Origin of the sequence: Brevibacterium sp. GP-SGM9, from assembly GCF_047300845.1 — a bacterium.
Classification (GTDB): domain Bacteria; phylum Actinomycetota; class Actinomycetes; order Actinomycetales; family Brevibacteriaceae; genus Brevibacterium.
Window position 1 is genome coordinate 3,029,439 of sequence record NZ_CP178563.1, and the last position, 20,003, is coordinate 3,049,441.

The following is a 20,003-nucleotide window of genomic DNA, read 5'->3' on the forward strand; positions in this document are numbered from 1 at the left end:
CGGATTTCCGGACGCGGACACAGCTGCGGCCCCGACATCTGTCGGGGCCGCAGCTGTTCAGCTCACCGGTTCAGCTGCCACCATAGGCGGCTGGCCGAGGTGCTCACTCAGAAGCTGAAGGGCGTCCGAGCGAACTTGTTCTTACGTCCTGTCACTGCGATGGCGGCCCCGCCGACGAGGAGCAGGAGAGCGCCGGTGGCCAGGCCGCCGAGGTCGGCACCGGTACGGGGCAGTTCGCTGCCGCCGTTGCCGTTGTCTCCGCTGCCGCCGCCGTTTCCGTTGTCGCCTCCGCCGTTGGCACCCTCGGTGACCTTGAAGGAGTCCTTCATCGTGTCATCGCCGCAGGTTGCGGTCGCGGTGTAGGCGCCCACATACGCCGAGGCGTTCGAGGAGGTGCCGAACACATTGACCGAGGCTCGGCCTTCGTCATCGGCCTTGACCGTGTTCTCGTAGGCGGTGACGTTGATGCCCTTCGGGTTGACCTCGAAGTGCACGTCAGCACCCGGCTCGCAGTTCTCGACCGAGAGCGTGACACCCTTCTTGTCGTTGGCGAAGTCCGCGGCCTCGATCGACTTCGGCGAGACCTTCAGGGTCGCCTCGGCGGGTGCTTCCGGCTCGTCGGCGACCACGTTGATGGCACCGTCGAGGGTCTGTGACTCCGTGCCCTCGCGGTCGATGGTGACGGTGAAGGGGAGCTTGCCCTCTTCGAGGTTCTTCGGGTTGCCTTCGTACCAGAGGTGCAGCTTGTAGTCGCCGTCGGCGTCAGCGGTTTCGGACTTGCCGGTCAGCGAATCAGTGACCTTGTCACCTTTCTTGACGCCGGAGACGGTGACGGTCACGCCCTTGTCCTCGTTGGCGAGGTCCTCGGCGGTGATCTCTTTGGGATCGACCTTGAGCGAGGCATCGATCGGGTCGACGGCGTCGTCGTCATCTTCGGTGACGGTGATCGTCACTGCCGGAGCCGACTGAGTGGAATCGGTGTCGGTGAAGATGAGTTCGATGGTGCCCGCCTCGAGCGAGGCCGGAGCTGTCACGACACCGCTGACGTTGCCGTCTTCATCGGCGACGACCTCGTCGTCGGCCTGGGCCTTGGCAGCCTGGGCCGAGACAGCCTTACCTGTGACCGAGACGGTGCTTCCGGGGCTGAAGCCCGTGCCGGTGAACGGGAGGCCGTTCTTCTTGAACTCCTCGACTGTGATCTCGTCCGTGCCGAGCTTCACCTTGGGGTCGATGACGGGATCTTCGTCGGAGGCGTCGCCGATGGTGAATTCGCCCGTGAGCTCGGCGGAAGTGGTTCCCTCGCGATCGACGGTGACGGTCAGCTGCTGCTCGCCGAGTTTGAGCTGTTCGGGGTTACCTTTGTAATAGACGCCGAAGGTGAAGGCGCCGTCTTCTTCGATGGTCTTCTCCTCGCCGGTCAGGGAGTCCGTGACCACGTCGCCGGCCTGCAGGTTGGTGGCCGTGACCTGGATGCCCTTGTCTTTGTTGGCTAGGTCTTCGGCGGTGATCGTCTCGGGATCGACCGAGAGCTCAGAGTCGATGGGGTCGACGGCGTCGTCTGCAGCCTGGATGTCGAACCCGCCGGGGAGCGTTTTAGCCGTGGCTCCGGTGCGGGCAACCTTGACGTTGAAGGCCTTCTTGCCTTCCTTGAGATTCTCGGCCTCTCCGTCGTACTTGACGACGAGGGTCGCGGTTGAGCCGGACGCCGTGGTGGCGGGGGCGCTGAGGCCGGAAGTCGTCAGCTTGTCGCCCTTTTCGAGGCCGGTGACGGTGACTTTGACGCCCTCGTCGGCCAGCTGCTCGGCGTCGACTGAAGAGGCAGCGACCTTGAGCGAGGCGTTGATGTCCTTGACCTCATCGCCCTTGTTCTCGTCCTTGGAGTCCGAACCCTTGTCGTCGTTGTCCTTGGGCGGCGTGGTCGGCTTGGTGTTGTCGGCCGGGGGAGGAGTCTTCTTCGACTCGTCCTTCTTGCCGTCCTTCTTGTTCTTGGCGGCCTTGTCGTCGGCGGCCTTCTTATCTGCCGCCTTCTTGTCGACTGCCTTCTTCGCAGCGGCCTTATTGTCCGCGGCTTTCTTATCGGCCGCCTTCTTGTCGGCGGCCTTCTCAGCCGCCGCCTTCTCAGCCGCCGCCTTCTTTGCGTCTGCCTTCTTCTTGGCTTCGGCCTTCTCGGCCGCTTCCTTCTTCTCGGCCTTCGCCTGCTCAGCCTTGGTCTGGTCCGACTGGGTGGAGGGAGTCTCGGCGGCGGCGACGGGAGCGGCCACCAGACCGGTGAACGCGAGGGCGACGGCCGGCGCGAGGATGAGCTTCTTCATTGGATGCCTTCAATCTAGTCAGTGTGAGGGGGTGCACATCTGACTGTCATCCTAGGTTCAGGTTCCGCGCCGGACTATTTCTGTACGTTTTGGTCGGGTGAATTGCCATAACGCTTTGGTGAACTGCTGGTGTCGTCCGAGACGTTACCGTGACCTTACGTGACGGTAATGCCCGCGTTCACGCCCGCCCGGTTAAGCCGGCCCGTTCACACCCGCCCGTTCACACCCGCCCGTTCACGCCCGCCCGGTCACACCGGCCAGGCTTCCGCGCGGATCTGCTTGCGCTGCTCCACGGTCGGGACACGGATCGTGAGCGCCGAGGGCATGACCGCCATCTCAAGGTACGAAGACCGCCCGACCGGGTCCCCGTCGAGCTGGATGTCGAGCTGATCCCGGGCCTCGATCACGACCTTCTGGCACTTTCGGATGTCCGTGTGCAGGCCATTCGAAGCCTTCCGCCCGAGCACCGAGGCGAGCACGCCCACCCACTGCCCGAGGTTCTTCGGACTGACGATGAGCACGTCGAGCATGCCGTCGTCGATGACCGCCTGCGGCAGCAGCTGGATCCCGCCCTGCAGCTTCCCGCAGTTGCCGCCGAGGACCGACCGGACCCGCGCCAAGATCCGGTACTCATCGTCGAAGGTGACCTTGACGTGACTCGGCTTGCCCGCAAGCTTCCGCGACCCTGCCTCGACATAGGCGAGCCAGCCGAGGCGGCTCTTGAGGTCCGCATTGGTGTCGGCCATGACCGCGGCATCGAACCCCAGTCCCGTCATCACGGTGAAGACGTGGGTGTCCCCATCCTCGGCGATCTTGGCCGTGCCCACATCGATCTCACGGTTGCGTCCCCACAGCGCGATCCGCAGCGCCCACTCGGTCTTGTCGAGGACGACCTCTACATTGCGGGCCAGGAGGTTGCCGGTTCCCAGCGGGACGATCCCCATCGGGGTCGAGGTGCCCGCCAGCGCCGAGGCGACCGCGCGGACGGTCCCGTCCCCGCCGGCGGCGATGACGACGTCGACACCCTCGTCGAGCGCGCGGACCGCGGCTCCTTCTCCCGTGTCCTCGGGCGTCGTCTCGGTCACGAGCGGCGGGCTCCATCCCTCGAAGCGACAGATCGCCTCGGCGGTCGAGGACAGGCGTCGGACGTCGGTCTTCGTCGGATTGACGATGAGGGCCGCACGGTAACGCGTGGCGGGATCCGCCTCGGCGTCGGAAAGATTGGTCGCGTGGGCATAGCGCCGTGCGGTCTTGAGTGCACGGCGGACGCCGGTGCGGCGGCCGATGAGGAACGCGGCGCCGAGGACGATGACGAGGCCGATGATGACCAGCCACGACATCACGGGATCAAGCTCGATGGTCATCCCACAAATCTACAGGGGCGAACTCGAGTGCGAGCTGAGGGTCGAATGTCGAAATCCGACGGCGCCCGTTAAGCTGAGAGGGTGATCGATCTAGCGCTTCTCAGAGAGAACCCCGACCTGTTCAAGGCATCGCAGGAGGCCCGCGGGGCATCCGTCGACCTCGTCGACGAGGTCCTCGCCGCCGATTCCGCGCGACGTGCAGCCATCACCTCCTACGAGGATGCCCGCGCCGATCAGAAGTCGTTCTCCTCCCAGATCGCGAAGGCGGCGAAAGAGGACAAGCCGGCACTCATCGCAGAGGGCAAGGAGAAGTCCGCGCAGGTCAAGTCCCTCCAGGCCGAGTCCGAAGAGGCCAGCTTCGCGTTCGAGAAGCTCGCCGGCAAACTGCCCAACCTCATCATCGAAGGCATCCCCGCAGGCGGCGAGGAGAACTTCGCCACGCTCAAAACCGTCGGGCAGCCCCGCGACTTCAGCGTCGACGGCTTCGAACCGGCCGATCACCTCGAGATCGGCGAACGACTCAAGGCCATCGACACCCAGCGCGGCACCAAGGTCGCCGGTGCCCGCTTCCACTACCTCACCGGCTTCGGCGCCAAGCTCGAGATGGCCCTGCTCAACCTCGCCCGCGATGTGGCGGAGGAAGCCGGGTTCATTCCGACCATCACCCCGACGCTGGTCAAGCCCGAAGTCATGCGCGGCACCGGCTTCCTCGGCGAGCACGCCGATGAGGTCTACCGCCTCGAAGCCGACGACCTCTTCCTCGTCGGCACCTCCGAGGTGCCCCTGGCCGGCTACCACATGGGCGAGATCATCGACCTGAGCGACGGGCCCCTGCGCTACGCCGGCATCTCCTCCTGCTACCGCCGCGAGGCCGGCTCCTACGGCAAGGACACCCGCGGCATCATCCGCGTCCACCAGTTCCAGAAGGTCGAGATGTTCTCCTACGTCGCGATCGAGGACGCCGCGACCGAACACGAGCGGATGCTCAGCCTGCAGGAGAAGATGCTCGGACTCTGCGAGCTGCCCTACCGCGTCATCGACACCGCGGCCGGCGACCTCGGCGATTCCGCGGCCCGGAAGTTCGACTGCGAGGCCTGGGTGCCGACCCAGGAGACCTACCGCGAACTGACCTCGACCTCGAACTGCACGACCTTCCAGGCCCGCCGCCTGCAGGTCCGCGAACGGCACGACGGCGCCACCCGCCCCGTGGCCACCCTCAACGGGACCATGGCGAACACCCGGTGGCTCGTGCCCATCCTCGAGAACCACCAGCAGGCCGACGGATCGGTCACGGTGCCCGCGGCACTGCGGCCCTACCTCGGCGGGATGACGGCGCAGGGACCCGAGGGTCCACGGTACTGACCCTCACGATTCCTGGCTCCGCACGATTCTGATTCAAGGAGACGACACATTGGCCCAGCAGCACCTCATCGCACTCGACGTCGACGGCACGATCCTCGGATATGACGGAACGCTGTCGGAATCGGTCAGGCAGGTGCTCGGAGCCCTCGCCGAGGCGGGTCATCACCTCGTGATCTCCACCGGACGTGCCCTGCCGGGTGCGCTCGAAGTCGTCCACGCGCTCGGACTCACCCGCGGCTTCGTCGTCTGCTCGAACGGCTCCGTCGTCGTCCGTCTCGACCCCGAGCTGCCGCTGGGCTGGGAGATGCACCATGTGGTCTCCTTCGACCCGCGCGATGCGCTCGAACGCATGCGCGAGGCCCTGCCCACCGCTCTGTTCCTCGTCGAGGACCCGGATCTGCACCGCTGGGCCTCGGGCGCGTTCCCGATGGGGGAGCTGGCCGAGGCCGACACCCTCGACATCGTCGACTTCGACGAGCTGCTGACGAAGCGGGCGACCCGCATCGTCATGCGCGAGGTCAACGGCACCGCGGAGGACTTCGCCGAGGCAGTCGATCGTCTCGGACTCCACGAAGTCAGCTATTCGGTGGGCTGGAGCAACTGGCTCGACATCGCCCCCGAGGGGATCTCCAAGGCCAGCGGCCTCGCCCTCGTCGAGGCCGAACTCGGAGTGCCGCATGAGCTCAGCGTCGGTGCCGGTGACGGGCTCAACGACATCGAGATGATCGAGTGGGTCGAACACGGGATCGTCATGGGCCAGGCCAAGATCGACCTCAAACGGCTCGCCAGCGTGGTGACCGGATCGATCGACGAAGACGGGCTGGCCGAGGCTCTGGTCGAGTACTTCGACCTCGATGCGTCTCTGCTGGAGGCCTCGGGATCGAGCACGACCCGCTGAAACTCACGAGGCGCTGAAACTCAGCTGCCCTCAGCGGGCGTCGGCTCTCACCGGGCATCGAGGACGGCGTTGAGGTAGCGGGCGACACCGTCATCGGCGACGGAGTCGGTGACGGCGGCCGCGATCTCCTTGACCGAACCCAGGGCATTGCCCATCGCCACACCGTGTCCGGCCCAACTGAGCATCTCGATGTCGTTGGGCATGTCCCCGAAGGCCATCACCTGTGACCGGCGCACGCCGAGGTGCTCGCACAGGCCCTCGAGCGTCTGCGCCTTCGTGATCCCGGCCGGAGCGAGTTCGACGAGTCCGTTCTCCGGATCGGAGAAGGAGGCATGGCAGGTTTCGGCCACGAGCGGCCCGAGGAGGTCGTGGAGCGACTGCGAATCCTTGGTCCCGATGCTCACGAGGACCTTGACCACGTCGTGGACGGCGAGCTCGGCCACATCGTCGATGACCTCGGCCTGCCGGGGCCGGCGGGTGACGAACTCCCGATCGATGAGCCCGCCCGTGAGCGTCTCGTAGGCGAAGTGCGCCTGGGGGTGGGCGGCGGTGATGGAGGAGACGATCTCTTCGACGATGCGGTGGTCGAGGGTGTGGGCGGAGACGACGCTCTGCGCCGCGATGTCATAGATGACCGCGCCGTTGAGGCACACGACTCGTCCGAGATCAGGAATCTGCTCGGCGATCGGGGCCAACCACCTGATCGGCCGACCGGTCACCGGAACGAAGGGGATGCCCGCGTCCTGGCAGCGGTGGATCGCGTCGATCGTCGCCGCCGAGATCGGCTGCCATTCGGCCAGCAGCGTCCCGTCGATGTCGCTGGCAACGAGGCCGAGCTCAAAGTTGTGTGGAGGCAGGCTGGCGGTCATGATTCCTCCACCTTATCGAGGTTCGCCTGCGCCCGCTCGAGCAGCTCGGCGGCATCGTCGATGAAGCGGGCGGTGGCCCGGGCACCGGAGCCGATCGGCTTGCCCGCGAGGATCTCGGTGCGGGCCATCGATGCGGCCAGGACCGCCTCGGCGACCTTGGATGAGGCCTTCGTCAGCAGCTCCGGGGTGTCCCCGATGGCCCGGCGGGCGGGTCCGGGAACGACCTGTCCGGACACCGGATGGTCGGCGTGGAGGCGTTCGGTGATCGCATCGACGAGGGTCACGAGTGCGTTGAGTCGGTGGGTGCCGTCGACGATCGTGTTCGCAGGGTCGTCCTCGGTTGCCACGGATTCCGGTGCCCCGGGTTCGGGCGCCTCCGCCGAGGTGGTCTCTGGTTCCGGTGCCCCGGTGCGGGCCTCGTGGATGGACACGGCCGTCGTGTAGTAGCGGTCGACGGCGCGGATGAAGCGGTCGCGGTTGTGCCGCCACAGTCCGGTTCCGAAGCGCTCATCGTCGCCGAGGCGCGCGGAGCGTCCAGCGCGGCCGGCCTTCTTCCGCAGTCCGGAGAGGAATCGCTTCACAGATAGTTGCCGGTGCCGCGGTTGTCGTCTTCGTCGTCCGCGCCCTCGCCCGAGCCGGATCCTGAGCCGTATCCCGAGCCGGCAGCGGCATGGGCGCCTGGACCGGCCGCCCCGGCATTGGGCGCGACCATGCCCGGGGGCAACTGGCCGCGACCGGCGAGCTCCTGGCGGGCCATGGCCTGCTGGGCCGCGATCGCGGTCTGGATGCCGTGGAAGAGTCCCTCGAGCCAGCCGACGAGCTGGGCCTGGGCGATGCGCAGCTCGGAGATCGTCGGCGGGCCGTCGCTGGTGTCGAAGGGCAGATCGAGGCGTTCGAGTTCGTCGATGAGCTCCTTGGACAGTCCTTCCTCGAGCTCTTCGATCGACCGGCGGTGGATCGTCGCCAGCCTCTCGCGTCCCTTCTCGTCGAGATCGGTGCTGCGCACCTCGTCGAGCAGCTGCTTGACCATCGTGCCGATGCGCATCACCTTCGCCGGCGAGGACACATCGGCCTCGGTCGCCTGTTCCTGCTGCTCCACCTCGGCATGGCTGTTCTGTCCGCCGGCCTCGGGCTCGTTCGGATCGATGGTCATTCTCGGTCACCGTCCTCGTCGAGGATGAGCAGGACCTTGCCGATGTTGGCCCCGTCCTCGAGCGTCTGATGAGCGCTCGGCGCCTCGGCCAACGGCACCGTCGAATGGACGATGGGACGGATGTCGCCCGAGGTCACGGCCGGCCACAGGTGCTCGGCCACCTCGGCGACGATGGCGATCTTCTGCTCCTTCGGGCGGGCCCGCAGGGTCGTGGCCGCCACCGACTTGCGCGGCTGCATCAGCCATCCGAGGTTGATCTCGGTCTTCGTCCCGCCCTGCATGCCGATGATGACGAGACGGCCGTCGGTGCCGAGGGCCTTGATGTTGCGTTCGAGGTACTTCGCCCCGATGATGTCGAGGATGACATCGGCACCGGTCGACTCGTCCTCGCGGACGCAGATCTCGTGGGCGCGGGCGACGAAGTCCTCGTCCTTGTAGTTGATGACGGCGTCGGCGCCGAGGCTGCGGCAGAACTCGGCCTTCCGCTCGGAGCCGACGGTGACGGCGATCTTCGCGCCGAGGTGGTGCGCGATCTGAATCGCGGCCGTGCCGATCCCGGAGCCGCCGCCGTGGACGAGCAGCCATTCGCCGGCCTGGAGCTGACCGCGGCCGACGATGTTCGACCACACGGTGGCGAGCACCTCGGGCAGGGCCGCCGCCTCGGTGAGGTCGAAGCCATCGGGGATGGGAAGGAGCTGACCTGCGGGAACGGGGACCTCTTCGGCGTAGCCGCCGCCGGAGAGCAGAGCCGCCACGCGGTCGCCGACGGACCAGCCGGTGACCTCGGCGCCGAGCCGTGCGATCGTCCCGGAGACCTCGAGCCCGGGAATCGTCGTCGCACCTTTCGGGGGATCGTAGAAGCCCTGTCGCTGGAGCAGGTCGGCGCGGTTGACGCCGGCCGCGTGGACGCGGACGAGCACCTCGTCGGCCGCAATGTCCGGGGTTGGTTCATCGGTGACCTGGAGAACCTCGGGGCCACCGGGTGTGGAGATCGTGATTGCTCGCATGCTTCCACTCTAGTCCGTGGAGTCGAGCTGGGGCAGGCTCTCCAGGCGAATCAGGCGAAGAGGCGGAACATCGGCGAGTTCTGGTGCACGCGTTCGATCTCGAGCTGCGAGGCCTCCATGCGTTCGAGCAGGTTCGGCAGATCCTCGGCATAGCCGAGCTCGATGCCGACGAACGCGGGACCGGTCTCCCGGTCCGAGCGTTTGACGTACTCGAACATGGCGATGTCGTCGTCGGGTCCGAGCACCTCGTTGAGGAAGCGGCGCAGGGCGCCGGGCTCCTGCGGGAAGTCGACGATGAAGTAGTGCTTGAGCCCTTCGTGGACGAGGGAGCGCTCGAGGATCTCCGGGTAGCGGGAGATGTCGTTGTTGCCGCCCGAGACCAGGCAGACCACGGTCGACCCGGGTTCGACGACGATCGGCTTGCCCGTGCCGGCGGCGCCGATGCCCGCCGAGGCCAGCGCTCCGGAGGGCTCGGCGATGATGCCCTCGACCTGATACATGCTGAGCATCTCCGTGGCCACCGCGCCTTCGGCGACGGGGCGGATGTCGAGGCCGAGGTCGGCGACGATCTCATAGGTCAGAGCTCCGGCGCGTTTGACGGCGGTGCCGTCGGCGAAGCGGTCGATGTTCTCCAGGGTCACCGGGTGTCCGGCCTTGAGTGCGGCGATCATCGAGGCGGCCCCGGCGGGTTCGGCCCCGATGACCTGGGTGTTCGGCATGTTCGCGGCCGCATAGGCGGCGATTCCGGCGAGGACTCCGCCGCCGCCGACGGGCACGATGATGTAGTCGGGGTCGGTCTCGAGCTGAGCGTGGATCTCCGCGGCGACCGTGCCCTGGCCGGCGATCGTGCGACGGTCGTCGAAGGCAGAGACGAGGAGGGCGTCGTTGCGGTCGGCGAAGCGGTGCGCCAGCGCCGAGGCGTCGTCATAGGTCGATCCGGCGATCTCGATGCTCACCCATTCGCCGCCGAAGTGGCGGACGCGATCGATCTTCTGCCTCGGTGTGGTCTTGGGTACGAAGATCGTGCCCTGGATGCCCAGCTGGCTGCAGGCGCGGGCGAAGCCCTGCGCATGGTTGCCCGCCGAGGCGCAGACGACTCCGCGGGCGCGCTCGGCCGCGTCGAGCTGGAGCATGAAGTTGAAGGCCCCGCGGATCTTGTAGGACCGCACCATCTGCAGGTCCTCACGCTTGAGGTAGACGTTCGCGGAGGTGGCGGCCGAGAGCCGCTCGGAAATGTGGAGTGGAGACAGGATGACGGAATCGGCAATTCGCGACGCGGCCGCTTCGACCTCGTGCGCGAGTGTTTGCTGCTGGGATGTCACGTCTTCTTTCAACACCCCTCTATTGTGCTCCTTCTGTCTTGCCATTTGGCAACTCGTCCCGAAATGAGGACGTGACCTGTGTCCGCAGGGTGGTTCCGTCCACGGTTCCCGGGCACCGCCTCGGCGCCGGACTCTGTGGTTATTGTGGGCTGACTTCCGGATTTCGGGTGCGCCCTGGGCGGCGCGGAAGTCATATCATGATTGGATGGAAGATGCCCGTAATCCCTTCTAGGAGACGACATGGCCATCAGCAGTGAGCTCGAACAACTGTTAGCCAGCTGGATACCTCGGCAGCCGTGGTTCCCCAAGCTCGCCGCAGATTTCGGGACCGACCCCGATATCACCCCCATGTCGGTGGCCCGTGCCTTCACCTACACGGCCGAGGAGCTCGGCGGCTTCGTCGGCCTCGTCACCGTGATCTCCGTCGGGGACGGTCCCACTCTGCGCCGCCTCAACATCCCGCTGTCCCTGCGCGGGACCGAGGACATTCACCTCCGCCACGCCCTCATCGGCCAGATCGATGACCTCGCCCTCGGCCAGGTCTGGGTCTACGACGGCGCCGCCGATCCCGTGTTCGTCAACCTCATGGCCGATGCGATCACCAAGCGCAAGGTCTTCGACGGCGGTCAGCTGTCCACCGAATCGCTGCGCCACAGCCAGGAGAAGTCGGCGTCCCGGGCGAGCTCTCGGGACACGCAGTCGGGCATGCCGTTCCCCGTGACCAGTTCGGGTGCGGGTTCGACCGACAGTGCCGGTTCGACTGACACCGGCGCCGAGGCGGTCCCACCGAAGCCATCGAAGGCGGCGCTGCTGACCGAGGCCCGGGCCGAGGCTCGGGAGGAGATGCCCGTGGACATCCGCCCGATCGAGGTCTCCGATTCCGGCCCGCACAAGTCCACGGTGATCATCCACGACGAGTACGAGCCGATGGAGCTGTCGTTCTTCCGGGTCCTCGAGAACGGCATGCCGTCCTCGCTGACGATCCCGGTCCTGCTCACCGAGGCGGGCTCCCGCAGCGTGCCCGAGGTCATCGGCTGGGGCTCTGGCCGCTGGTACGACATGTTCGAGGTCACGGAGATGGAAGCGCCGATGGCGCTGCTCTCCCACGTCGACATCGAAGGCGAACCGGCCTGGCGGGAGGCCGTGGACATCGTCTGCGCCGTCGACTCCGGCTCGATCGGCGCCTACAACGCCCATGCCGCCGAGATGGGGCGGCGCATCGGTGAGCTCCACTCGGACATGGCCGCCGAGTTCGGCATCGTCGAGGGCACCGGAGCCCCGACCGTCCAGCTCGTGAAGAAGTGGATCGAGCGCATCGACTGGGCACTCGGCCGTGCGCCCTTGGCACTCGACTCGCTCGTGCCCGAACTGCGCGGACATCGGCAGAAGCTGCAGTCGCTCGAGACCATCGGCTCCCTGCAGAAGATCCACGGCGAGCTCACCCTCGACCATGTTGTCAGCTCTCCCAGCGACGGCTACTCGGTCGTGAAGTTCACCGACTCGACGAACTCCGATCCGAAGCCCGTCGCCCTCGACCTCGTGGCCTTGCTGCGCAGCGTCGACTATGCGGCCGGCTTCGCGCGGCTGCAACGGACCGAGGAGCTCGATTCCGAGGACGGCGGCCTCGTCGTCAACGGCTTCGGCAACGATCCCTCGGCATTGCGGGCGATCTTCGACTCACCCGAATATCTGTGGGCCTCCCAGGTCCAGAATTCCCTGCTCAGCGGCTATTCGCGCGCTCGCGGTGAGAGCATCGGCCTGAGCGATCCGGTGCTGCGCGCCGCGCTCATCGACCGCCTCCTCGTCGAGGTGGTCACCGAGCTGCGCAACCGTCCGAACTGGCTGTCTGTGCCGCTTGCGACCCTGACCCTGGTGCTCAAGGGCAAGCCGTCCCGGTCCGGGGATCTGCCCACCGAGGTGGAGCTGAGTGCCCCCGAGGTGGAGACGGGTGCTGCCGAGGCGGCCTCTGGTACTTCTGCGGCAGAGTCTGGCACCTCCGAGGTGGGGCCGGGCACTTCTGAGGTGGGCAGCGCCGAGGCGGAGCTGCGTGCCGCAGGCATCGGCGCAGGCGTCGGCGCCGTCGCGATCGGCAGGGTCGCTGCCGCCGGTGCTTCTGCCGATGACTCAGGCGATGCAGTGCAGGCGGGCGGTTCCGAGGCCGAGTCGAGCGAGGAGCCGACAACCGTCCCGACCGCCGACGAAGTGGACAAGTCGCGAGCCGGTGACCCGGCTGATATCACCTACGCGCACCGGGTCGAGCACCACGATTCTCTCGTCGATGGGGTCTCGACCGAAGCGGTCACACCTGTTGAGCCGAGTACCTCCGCGTCCGAGGCCGCCGCGGACACCACCGCCTTCGACGAACCGAACGTCGAGGCTCCGGCTCGCCATGCGGCCGACACCGACGCCCACGAGAATGCTGCTTCCGAGGAGAACTCCGAGACCGCCGAGGCGACGGGCTCGACTGACGCCAGTACTTCGGTTGTCGGCGCTCGCAAGAGTGATGGGGAGAAGCGCGCCGAGGAAGTGAAGATCAGCGGTGGGGCGCACTCCACCGAGACCCTGGTAGACGGCGTCACCCAGGAACCAGTGGAGCCCACGGAGACGGTCGGGAACATCGAACCGGTCGAGCCTGGCGAACCGAGCGAGTCTGCCGAGCCTGGCGCATCGGGCTCGGACGCGGAGTCGACGATCTCAGTCGCAGCGGCCGATAGGGACGGCGATGTATTGGTTGCCGGCCCGGACGACGCCGATGACGTTGATGCTGAGGTCCCCACCGAAGCTGCGGCCGATGCGGATGACGACCTTGGTCTTGAGGACATCGACGCCGACGCCGACGAGGAGGAGCCTGTCGTCCGACGTGTCCCGGCATCGTTCGCCGCTCGTGGTGCGACTTCGGAGGACGCCGACTCCACCGGGCACGATGTGCCTCCGGCGAAGCCGAGCACTGCGCCGAACCTCGGAAAGCATGGGTCGGACAGCTCCGCAGAATCGAGCACGGGGTCGGTGTTCGGCGAGTTCTCCGACAAGCTGAAGAACGCGGACAAGTCGAAGGATCCCGGCAAGTCGAAGAAGCGCAACAAGCACTGAGCTGTTCTCAGAAGCATCGAGCTGTTCCCGCCAGCACAGAGCAGTGTGCCCCGGACCGCTCGGCTGCAGCTGATTGGCAGTTGCCGAGCGACCTGTGAGAAACTATGGTGGCTCGGCCGAGTGCCGGGCAGGCCGGGTTCGATTCGAGGGGTCAGACTCCTCGGTTGAACCATTGGAAGCGTGTCCGAGCGGCCGAAGGAGACGGTCTTGAAAACCGTTGTGCGGCAACCCCGCACCGTGGGTTCGAATCCCACCGCTTCCGCGTCGTGATGTCCCACGTCATTGTTCACTCGATGGCGTGGGACATTTCTTATTTCTGACCCCTTTGTGTAGGCATTGTGCGGCTACCACCGAGCAGAATCAGGGCCGAAACTGCTCGGAGGTAGCCGAACAATCCCCAGACCTCCGCAGGAGTGATTTCGAAGGCCGGACACTGAACGTGCCTTCAGAGCATGTTCAGCCCTGTTCTGACCTACTGCCTGAGGGGAAGGGAGCCTATTCTGTACACACAATCTGGCCTATAACCCACACATTCCGACCATTAGCCCTCAACGATCGAAACATGGGTTTCCGGCACGCCGCTCACGTCCATCGCGTCGATCGGCTCGGCCGAAAAGGTCACCGGACCGAGGATCCGATCGAGCGGACCACGGTTCTGTGACCAATCCGAGCCGTGCGAAGGGTGGAGGCAACAGGCAACGGGCAACCGGCTTTCCGACCGTGAAGCCGCGCGGCCCTCAGTCCGCGGCGACCTCGGGCTCGGACATCTTCGCATCGGCCTCGGGGTCGTCGAAGCTGCGCACGGTGCGCTTGAAGCCGCGGGTGAGCACGGCCAGGTAGATGACGCCGATGGCCAGCCAGATGAGGCCGCCGATGAGCGCGGTGCCGTGCAAGCTCGCCCACAGGACGCCGGTGAGGATCGCCCCGATCGCGGGCATGACCACATAGTTGAACGCCGACTTGAAGTCGACGACCTGCCTGGTCCGGAACGCATAGTGCGCGATGACCGTGAGGTTGACGAAGGTGAAGGCGATGAGCGCGCCGAAGTTGATCAGTGCCGAGATGAACTCGAGGCTGAACGACATCGCCAGCAGGCACACGGCGCCGACCAGCACGATGTTGAACACGGGGGTGTGGGTCTTCGGGTTGATGTAGCCGAAGGACTTCCGCGGCAGCACGCCGTTGCGTCCCATCACCAGCAGCATGCGCGAGACCGAGGCATGCGATGCCAGCCCCGAGGCGGCCGTGGCGGCGAAGGCCGCCGCGACGAAGAACAGCTGGAACAGGTGACCGCCGGTGAGCATGCCGATCTCCGGCAGCGGATCGTCGACGACGCTGAACTGCGAGTTGTCGGGGAAGAGCAGCTGGGCGAAGTAGCCGGCGACGAGGAAGATGAGACCGCCGGCCAGCACGGTGAGCATGATCGCCTTGGGCATGAGGCTGACGTGCTTGGCCTCGTTCGTGTACATGGTCACGGCGTCGAAGCCGATGAACGAGAAGCAGACGACAGTGGCGCCCGTGAGGACCGCGCCGAGGTGGACTCCCTCGTGGAAGAAGGGCTCGGGGCTGAAGACGAGCCCGGCGCCCTCGCCGGCGTTCAGCTGCATGACCGCGAGCACACAGAACATGGCCACCAGGATGATCGCGAAGATGAGGAGGATGCCGTTGAGGTTCGCCGTCCCGCGCATCGAGGTGAGCACGATGCCGGTCATGATGACCGTATAGGCGACGACCCACACCCACGGTGGAGCGTCAGGCACCATCGACTCCATGTACAGGCGGATGATCAGGCAGTTGACCATCGGCAGCAGCAGATAGTCCATGAGCGATGTCCAGCCGACCAGGAAGCCGAGTCCCGGGGTCATGGTCTCGCGGGTGTAGGTGTACGCCGAGCCGGCTGTCGGGAAGATGCGGACCATCTTGCCGTAGCTGAACGCGGTGAAGATCATGACGATGAGGGCGACGAGATAGGCGGCGGGCACCGCACCGTTCGTCTGTTCGGACACGATGCCGAAGGTGTCGAAGACGACGGTCGGCGTCATGTAGCCGAGACCGAGTCCGACGATGGACCACAGTCCGAGATTGCGTTTCAGGGACCCCGAAGCAGTCATATCAATCCTCCCAGATGAGCGGTGCCGCCCATGATGCCGGCCGGGACGGCGCAGCAGTGACGTGCGTCATAGATCTTAACTTCGCGACTACTGAAAACGAAATGTGGATCACAATTCGATATGGGAACCGAGTGTGACCACGGCCCGGTCCGACTGTTTCCGTGGCGATCCCCGCGCATTACGCACAAAGCCACTTGCGCCTCAGGTGCAGGCCGTCGAATGACCTTTCAGTAACTAAGCAAAGAGGGGTAGATTGCGGAGAAAGGACAATGATGACCGAGGAGAGGGAGCAGACGGCGATGGCGATCGAAACGCTCAGCACACAGCAGTCGCAGGCATGGAAGGATCGGGTCCTTCCGGACGTCGAGGTCGTCGCCGACGGCGTGTGGGCGATTCCCGTCCCGATCCCGAACAACCCTCTCGTCTACACCTACTGCTACGCGCTCGCGGACGGGGACGGCGTCGTCCTCATCGATCCCGGTTGGGACGGGAAGGACCAGTACGCCGCGCTCACCTCGGCGCTGGAGCCCCTGGGCTTCGCGGTCGCGAACATCCGCGGCATCGCCATCACGCACTACCACCGCGACCACATCGGACTCGTGCCCGCGCTGCTCGAGGCGAACCCGGACATCTGGGTGGCCATGCACGGCGAGGACCTGCGTTCGGTCAAACGGTTCCTCACCGAAGCTCTCGATCTGGGCACGGGGACAGATCCGAACCTCAACATCGCCCGCCTCTACGGCGTCCCCGAGGCGCGCTGGGGCGAGGTCGCGAGCATCCAGGGCGATGCGAAGAAGGACAGAGGTGCGGGGGCGAAGAACGAATTCGCGTCCCTGATGGGCAGGATTCCCGACACCATCCACGTGCTCGAGGACGGCACCCGACTGCCCCTCGAAGACGGCTCCCTGCGCGCCCTGTGGACCCCGGGGCACACCTACGGGCACTCGGTCTTCGTCCGTGACGAGGAGCGACTCCTGTTCTCCGGCGACCATGTGCTCCCGACGATCACGCCGAACATCGGTCTCGATTCCGGCGCGATCACGCACAGCCTCGGCGACTATCTGGGATCGTTGGAGAGGATCGGGGGCCTCGAGCATGACGTCTCGGTGCTGCCGGCGCACGGGTTCCGGTTCCGCGGTCTCCATGACCGCAAGCGCGAGCTCGTCGAGCACCACCACGAACGCCTCGGCGAGATCCGGGAGCGGATGGAAGCGACCGAGGACCACAGCGTCTACTCGATCGCGCAGGGACTGCACTGGTCGCGCGGCTTCGACCAGCTCCATCACTTCAACCTCTTCGCCGCCCTCGCCGAGACCGCAGCGCACATGCACTACCTCGACATCGCGGTGGGGGCGGAGTCGTACGTCGCCCGAGGCTGAGAGGACGCCCGAGGCTGTGAGGGCGCCCGGCCGCGCCTGTTCGACCGCCTCTTCCGCCCGGGATGTGAAACCCCTCACCCTCGGTTCGCCTCCGGATGCGAGGATGGTGGCACCCGCCGACCGCAAGAGGAGTCGCACATGAGTGCCGAGTACATTCCCGCCGCCCGAGTCAGGCCCGAGGTCTTCACCTCCCGCGCTGCCGATCACATCCGGCGCGGGCTGCAGCGCGGGCATGAGCTCTCCACCGGCATCCGCTCCGCGATCGCCGGCTATCGCCGCTATTTCGCCCACCTGACCATCGCCGAGGCGGATGTCCGCACCGCGGCGGCCACGAGTCACGCACGGCTGGAGGAATGGGCCCCGAACTCGGCCGAGGAAATCTCCGCGGTCGCCGAGGGCGCGGGGGTCGCGACCCTCGACCTCATGGAGGTCATCGCTCGGACCGAGATCATGACCTTGGCCCCGGCCGCCCCGACCGAGTGCTCGACCGTGAGCCTGAGCCGAACCGGCGCCTCGGTCTCCGCTCAGACCTGGGATTGGATAGCCGACTACTCGACGCTGTGGCACTACAACGACGTCGGCGCCGTGCCCGGTCAGCTCCGGCATGCGGGCATCGCCGAATACGGGATGCTCGGCAAGATCGGACTCAACGAGGCCGGCATCGGCGTCCACCTCAACATCCTCAAGCATGAGGGGGACCGGCCCGGGGGAGTGCCGATCCACGCGATCCTCGAGCGCGTGCTCGCGACCGCGCACACCCTGCCCGAGGCGCTCGAGATCATCCGCTCGGCGACGACCACCTCCTCGTCGATCATCACGGTCGTCAGCGCCGACGAGGTGGTCCAGGTCGAGATCGCGAACGCGCAGAAACGCGAGCTGCGGGTCGGGTCGGGCGGGGCGGCCGGCTCAGGCGCGGCCGTCGGGCCGGGATTCCTCGTCCACACGAACCACTTCCTCCATCCGGAGCTCGTCCCCGGCGGCCTCGAGCTCAAACCTGATTCGACCTCCCGGGCCCGCTTCGACCATCTGGAGAGGAAGGTCGCCGAGGCGGAGCTCAGCTCCGAATTCGGCACCGCCGAGCTCGTGAAGCTGCTGACGACCGGACCGGACGAGGCGCCCGTGTGCTGCATCCCGGACCCGGACGCGCCCTACGGGGACCGTTCGGCCACGCTCGTCACCGTCCAGATCGACCCGGTGCGGAAGCGGATCGACCTCGCCCCCGGCTCACCCGCCGACGGTCTCGAGGGCAATCGCAGCTTCGAGCTCTGAGGCGCTCAGTCCGCCTCCGCGCCAGCCTCCGACTCACGCATCTCGATGATCGCATCGAGCGCCGAGGCGATCGCGTCTTTGTCCTCGAGCGCGGCCTGCGCCAGACGCCAGGGGACGATGTCGAGGTTCTGATCCCCGATGACGAAGCGGATGAAGGGCTGCTTCTGCCGCGGGTCGTCGGCCTCGAGCTCGGTGCCGTAGCGCCACTGGCCGAGGCCGATGCGGCGGACGGTCTCGCCGATGAAGCGCATCGCCCCGCCGACGAAGGTGACCTCATCCTCGCTCATCATCTCCTCGCGGGAGTCATAGCGCACCGAGAGCTGCCGGCCCAGCCGGGCGAGGCTCTCCCGATCGAACGACCAGGAGTCCGGCTCGGCCTGCTCCTGCGTCCAGGCGGCGATGCCCGGCTCGACGGTCCCGATGAAGCGGGAGAGGAATTCGACCTCCTCCTTGCTCGAGTTCTCGGCGTTGAGCATGCCCATCGACAGTCCGGTGCACTGGCGCTTGGGCGTCCCATCCCCGCCGAGGTTGTCCCGGGCCTTGTCGAGGACCGCGCCGAAGACGCGAGCGGTGCGCTGATCGACGGCGGTCAGGACGATCGCCACGAGCGGGATCGGTTCGCCCTGCTCCGGGCCGGCCTCCGTGTCGGGGCGGATGAAGGGCATCCCGTTGCCGGTCTTCTCATCGTGGTCCCAGACCCCGCCGACGGCGCGGAGGAAGGTCTCGCCGAGGTAGCGGATGAGGCCTTCGACGAAGCGCCGGTTCTCGGGAGCGAGCGCGGCCTCGGTGTCGGGGAACTTCGAGAGCACGAAGAGCTCGAGCATCGGCAGGGACTTCGGACCGAAGTCCTTGGGGAACTTCACCGTCTCCCCGTCCTCCTTGTCGAAGGTCTCGGGCAGATCGGCGAGGACGAACGCGCCGAGGCGGACGTCCATATTGTTGATGAAGGCGGTGTATTCGCGCTGCAGTTCATTCACGCCATCCACCTTAGTGCCTGTGCGGGCGTCTGCCCGGTGGTCGTAGATCTCGGTCTCGGTCGACGTCGAATACCTCAGTCGCGGTCGAAGTCGAGGAGGCGGGCGAGGATGCGCACCATCTGGGTCGGATCGATCTCGACCTTCTCGTGCAGCCGCTTCCCGGCTGCGGCCCGCAGGGCGGCCTGCGAATGGATGGCCGTCAGCGCGCTGATGAGGTCGGGCAGCGGAATCGTCGCGGCCGCCTCGGCGAATCCGATCGCGTTCTCGATCAGGGACTGGATCCGTTCGATCTGATAGGAGCTCAGCTCCGCGTACCGGGGATAGAGCCCGGGCGTGCGCAGGCAGTAGAGCTCGATCTCGTGCTCGGCGATCACCTCGGCGGCGGTGACCACCTTCTGACTGAAGGTGTCGGTGATGAACTCCGTGAGGAAGCCCTCGAGGTCACCGGGTTGACCGCAGCTGAGACGATCGCGCCAGCGTTCGATGGTGGCGTCGAGCATGTCGAGATCGTGCGAGGTGCGCGACTCGATCGTCGCGAGGATGAGCTCATCACGGCCGGAGAAGTTCGAGTAGAAGGCCCCGCGGGTGAACCCGGCGGCCTCGCAGATCTCCTCGATCGAGGCCCCGTCGATGCCTTTGACGGCGAACACGGAGATGCCCGCCTCGACCAGGGTCGAGCGGGTCTGCCGTCTGCGGGCGCTGAGCTTGTCGTCATTCATCGGGTGCTTCGTTCCAGAGGTCGCTGGGTCATCGAGTCGGGTCCAGGGGTTGTCGAGGGCTGTCGGCGTCCAGGGGTTTCTGGGCATCCAGTGAGAATCCTCGCGAAATTCGGGATTCATTTGCGCCGAAGGCCCTGAGTCAACAACAATACAATACTGTATCCAATACAT

Annotated in this window: 15 protein-coding genes and 1 tRNA gene; 6 read left to right on the forward strand and 10 right to left on the reverse strand. The window is 66.4% G+C overall.

The window, feature by feature from the left end; all coding sequences use genetic code 11:
• Positions 1 to 107: 107 nt before the first annotated feature.
• Together ACH82I_RS13600 and ACH82I_RS13605 are read right to left on the reverse strand one after the other, a co-directional pair.
• Positions 108 to 2,312, reverse strand: a complete 2,205-nt coding sequence (locus ACH82I_RS13600; RefSeq protein ID WP_413333345.1) for a hypothetical protein — start codon at positions 2,310 to 2,312, stop codon at positions 108 to 110.
• A gap of 248 nt (positions 2,313 to 2,560) precedes the next feature.
• Positions 2,561 to 3,676, reverse strand: a complete 1,116-nt coding sequence (locus tag ACH82I_RS13605; protein ID WP_413333346.1) for a diacylglycerol/lipid kinase family protein — start codon at positions 3,674 to 3,676, stop codon at positions 2,561 to 2,563.
• 81 nt (positions 3,677 to 3,757) lie between these two features.
• Between ACH82I_RS13605 and serS the strand changes: the two genes are divergently transcribed.
• Positions 3,758 to 5,038 carry a serine--tRNA ligase gene (gene serS / locus ACH82I_RS13610; RefSeq protein ID WP_413333348.1) on the forward strand — a complete coding sequence of 427 codons (1,281 nt, stop codon included), beginning with the start codon at positions 3,758 to 3,760 and terminating at the stop codon, positions 5,036 to 5,038.
• A gap of 49 nt (positions 5,039 to 5,087) precedes the next feature.
• Positions 5,088 to 5,936 (forward strand): HAD family hydrolase, encoded by an 849-nt coding sequence (locus tag ACH82I_RS13615; protein ID WP_413333350.1) that lies wholly within the window; start codon positions 5,088 to 5,090, stop codon positions 5,934 to 5,936.
• 47 nt (positions 5,937 to 5,983) lie between these two features.
• Here the strand turns inward: ACH82I_RS13615 and ACH82I_RS13620 are convergent, their stop codons facing one another.
• From ACH82I_RS13620 to ilvA, 5 genes are read right to left on the reverse strand one after another with little or no spacing between them, the layout of a single operon-like run.
• Positions 5,984 to 6,805 carry an HAD family hydrolase gene (locus tag ACH82I_RS13620; protein ID WP_413333352.1) on the reverse strand — a complete coding sequence of 274 codons (822 nt, stop codon included), beginning with the start codon at positions 6,803 to 6,805 and terminating at the stop codon, positions 5,984 to 5,986.
• On the reverse strand, positions 6,802 to 7,386 hold the full coding sequence (locus ACH82I_RS13625; RefSeq protein WP_413333354.1) for a hypothetical protein: 585 nt from the start codon (positions 7,384 to 7,386) through the stop codon (positions 6,802 to 6,804). Before ACH82I_RS13625 ends, ACH82I_RS13620 begins: the two co-directional genes overlap by 4 nt.
• The gene (locus ACH82I_RS13630; RefSeq protein WP_413333356.1) at positions 7,383 to 7,958 is read right to left on the reverse strand and encodes a proteasome activator; all 576 of its coding nucleotides are present in this window, start codon (positions 7,956 to 7,958) and stop codon (positions 7,383 to 7,385) included. Before ACH82I_RS13630 ends, ACH82I_RS13625 begins: the two co-directional genes overlap by 4 nt.
• Positions 7,955 to 8,965 (reverse strand): NAD(P)H-quinone oxidoreductase, encoded by a 1,011-nt coding sequence (locus ACH82I_RS13635; protein WP_413333357.1) that lies wholly within the window; start codon positions 8,963 to 8,965, stop codon positions 7,955 to 7,957. The genes ACH82I_RS13630 and ACH82I_RS13635 overlap by 4 nt, the downstream gene beginning before the upstream one ends.
• 50 nt (positions 8,966 to 9,015) lie before the next feature.
• Positions 9,016 to 10,332, reverse strand: a complete 1,317-nt coding sequence (ilvA, locus tag ACH82I_RS13640; protein ID WP_413333359.1) for a threonine ammonia-lyase IlvA — start codon at positions 10,330 to 10,332, stop codon at positions 9,016 to 9,018.
• Between the two features lie 195 nt (positions 10,333 to 10,527).
• Here ilvA and ACH82I_RS13645 point away from each other — a divergent pair, with 195 nt between their 5' ends.
• Both ACH82I_RS13645 and ACH82I_RS13650 read left to right on the forward strand, forming a co-directional pair.
• Positions 10,528 to 13,377 carry a maltokinase N-terminal cap-like domain-containing protein gene (locus tag ACH82I_RS13645; protein ID WP_413333361.1) on the forward strand — a complete coding sequence of 950 codons (2,850 nt, stop codon included), beginning with the start codon at positions 10,528 to 10,530 and terminating at the stop codon, positions 13,375 to 13,377.
• Between the two features lie 174 nt (positions 13,378 to 13,551).
• Positions 13,552 to 13,639: transfer RNA gene (locus tag ACH82I_RS13650), tRNA-Ser, on the forward strand.
• A 475-nt stretch (positions 13,640 to 14,114) separates the two neighbouring features.
• On the opposite strand, the gene ACH82I_RS13655 is transcribed toward ACH82I_RS13650, so the two are convergent.
• Positions 14,115 to 15,488: an APC family permease gene (locus ACH82I_RS13655; protein ID WP_413333363.1), complete on the reverse strand. Its 1,374-nt coding sequence runs from the start codon at positions 15,486 to 15,488 to the stop codon at positions 14,115 to 14,117.
• A gap of 272 nt (positions 15,489 to 15,760) precedes the next feature.
• On the opposite strand from ACH82I_RS13655, the gene ACH82I_RS13660 reads away from it, so the two are divergent.
• Entirely contained in the window at positions 15,761 to 16,867 is a 1,107-nt protein-coding gene (locus ACH82I_RS13660; protein ID WP_413333365.1) for an MBL fold metallo-hydrolase, read from the forward strand.
• 138 nt (positions 16,868 to 17,005) lie between these two features.
• Positions 17,006 to 18,136 carry a C45 family autoproteolytic acyltransferase/hydolase gene (locus tag ACH82I_RS13665; RefSeq protein WP_413333367.1) on the forward strand — a complete coding sequence of 377 codons (1,131 nt, stop codon included), beginning with the start codon at positions 17,006 to 17,008 and terminating at the stop codon, positions 18,134 to 18,136.
• 5 nt (positions 18,137 to 18,141) lie between these two features.
• Here the strand turns inward: ACH82I_RS13665 and ACH82I_RS13670 are convergent, their stop codons facing one another.
• Both ACH82I_RS13670 and ACH82I_RS13675 read right to left on the reverse strand, forming a co-directional pair.
• Positions 18,142 to 19,113 (reverse strand): hypothetical protein, encoded by a 972-nt coding sequence (locus tag ACH82I_RS13670; protein ID WP_413333369.1) that lies wholly within the window; start codon positions 19,111 to 19,113, stop codon positions 18,142 to 18,144.
• A gap of 74 nt (positions 19,114 to 19,187) precedes the next feature.
• The gene (locus ACH82I_RS13675) at positions 19,188 to 19,919 is read right to left on the reverse strand and encodes a TetR/AcrR family transcriptional regulator (protein ID WP_413333370.1); all 732 of its coding nucleotides are present in this window, start codon (positions 19,917 to 19,919) and stop codon (positions 19,188 to 19,190) included.
• Positions 19,920 to 20,003 lie beyond the last annotated feature (84 nt).

Bases quoted from the DNA above. Each gene is read 5' to 3' on its own strand.
- ACH82I_RS13600 (WP_413333345.1), bottom strand. From the start codon at position 2,312: ATGAAGAAGCTCATCCTCGCGCCGGCCGTCGCCCTCGCGTTCACCGGT.
- ACH82I_RS13605 (WP_413333346.1), bottom strand. From the start codon at position 3,676: ATGACCATCGAGCTTGATCCCGTGATGTCGTGGCTGGTCATCATCGGC.
- ACH82I_RS13620 (WP_413333352.1), bottom strand. From the start codon at position 6,805: ATGACCGCCAGCCTGCCTCCACACAACTTTGAGCTCGGCCTCGTTGCC.
- ACH82I_RS13630 (WP_413333356.1), bottom strand. From the start codon at position 7,958: ATGACCATCGATCCGAACGAGCCCGAGGCCGGCGGACAGAACAGCCAT.
- ACH82I_RS13635 (WP_413333357.1), bottom strand. From the start codon at position 8,965: ATGCGAGCAATCACGATCTCCACACCCGGTGGCCCCGAGGTTCTCCAG.
- ilvA (WP_413333359.1), bottom strand. From the start codon at position 10,332: ATGGCAAGACAGAAGGAGCACAATAGAGGGGTGTTGAAAGAAGACGTG.
- ACH82I_RS13645 (WP_413333361.1), top strand. From the start codon at position 10,528: ATGGCCATCAGCAGTGAGCTCGAACAACTGTTAGCCAGCTGGATACCT.
- ACH82I_RS13655 (WP_413333363.1), bottom strand. From the start codon at position 15,488: ATGACTGCTTCGGGGTCCCTGAAACGCAATCTCGGACTGTGGTCCATC.
- ACH82I_RS13660 (WP_413333365.1), top strand. From the start codon at position 15,761: ATGACCGAGGAGAGGGAGCAGACGGCGATGGCGATCGAAACGCTCAGC.
- ACH82I_RS13665 (WP_413333367.1), top strand. From the start codon at position 17,006: ATGAGTGCCGAGTACATTCCCGCCGCCCGAGTCAGGCCCGAGGTCTTC.
- ACH82I_RS13675 (WP_413333370.1), bottom strand. From the start codon at position 19,919: ATGCCCAGAAACCCCTGGACGCCGACAGCCCTCGACAACCCCTGGACC.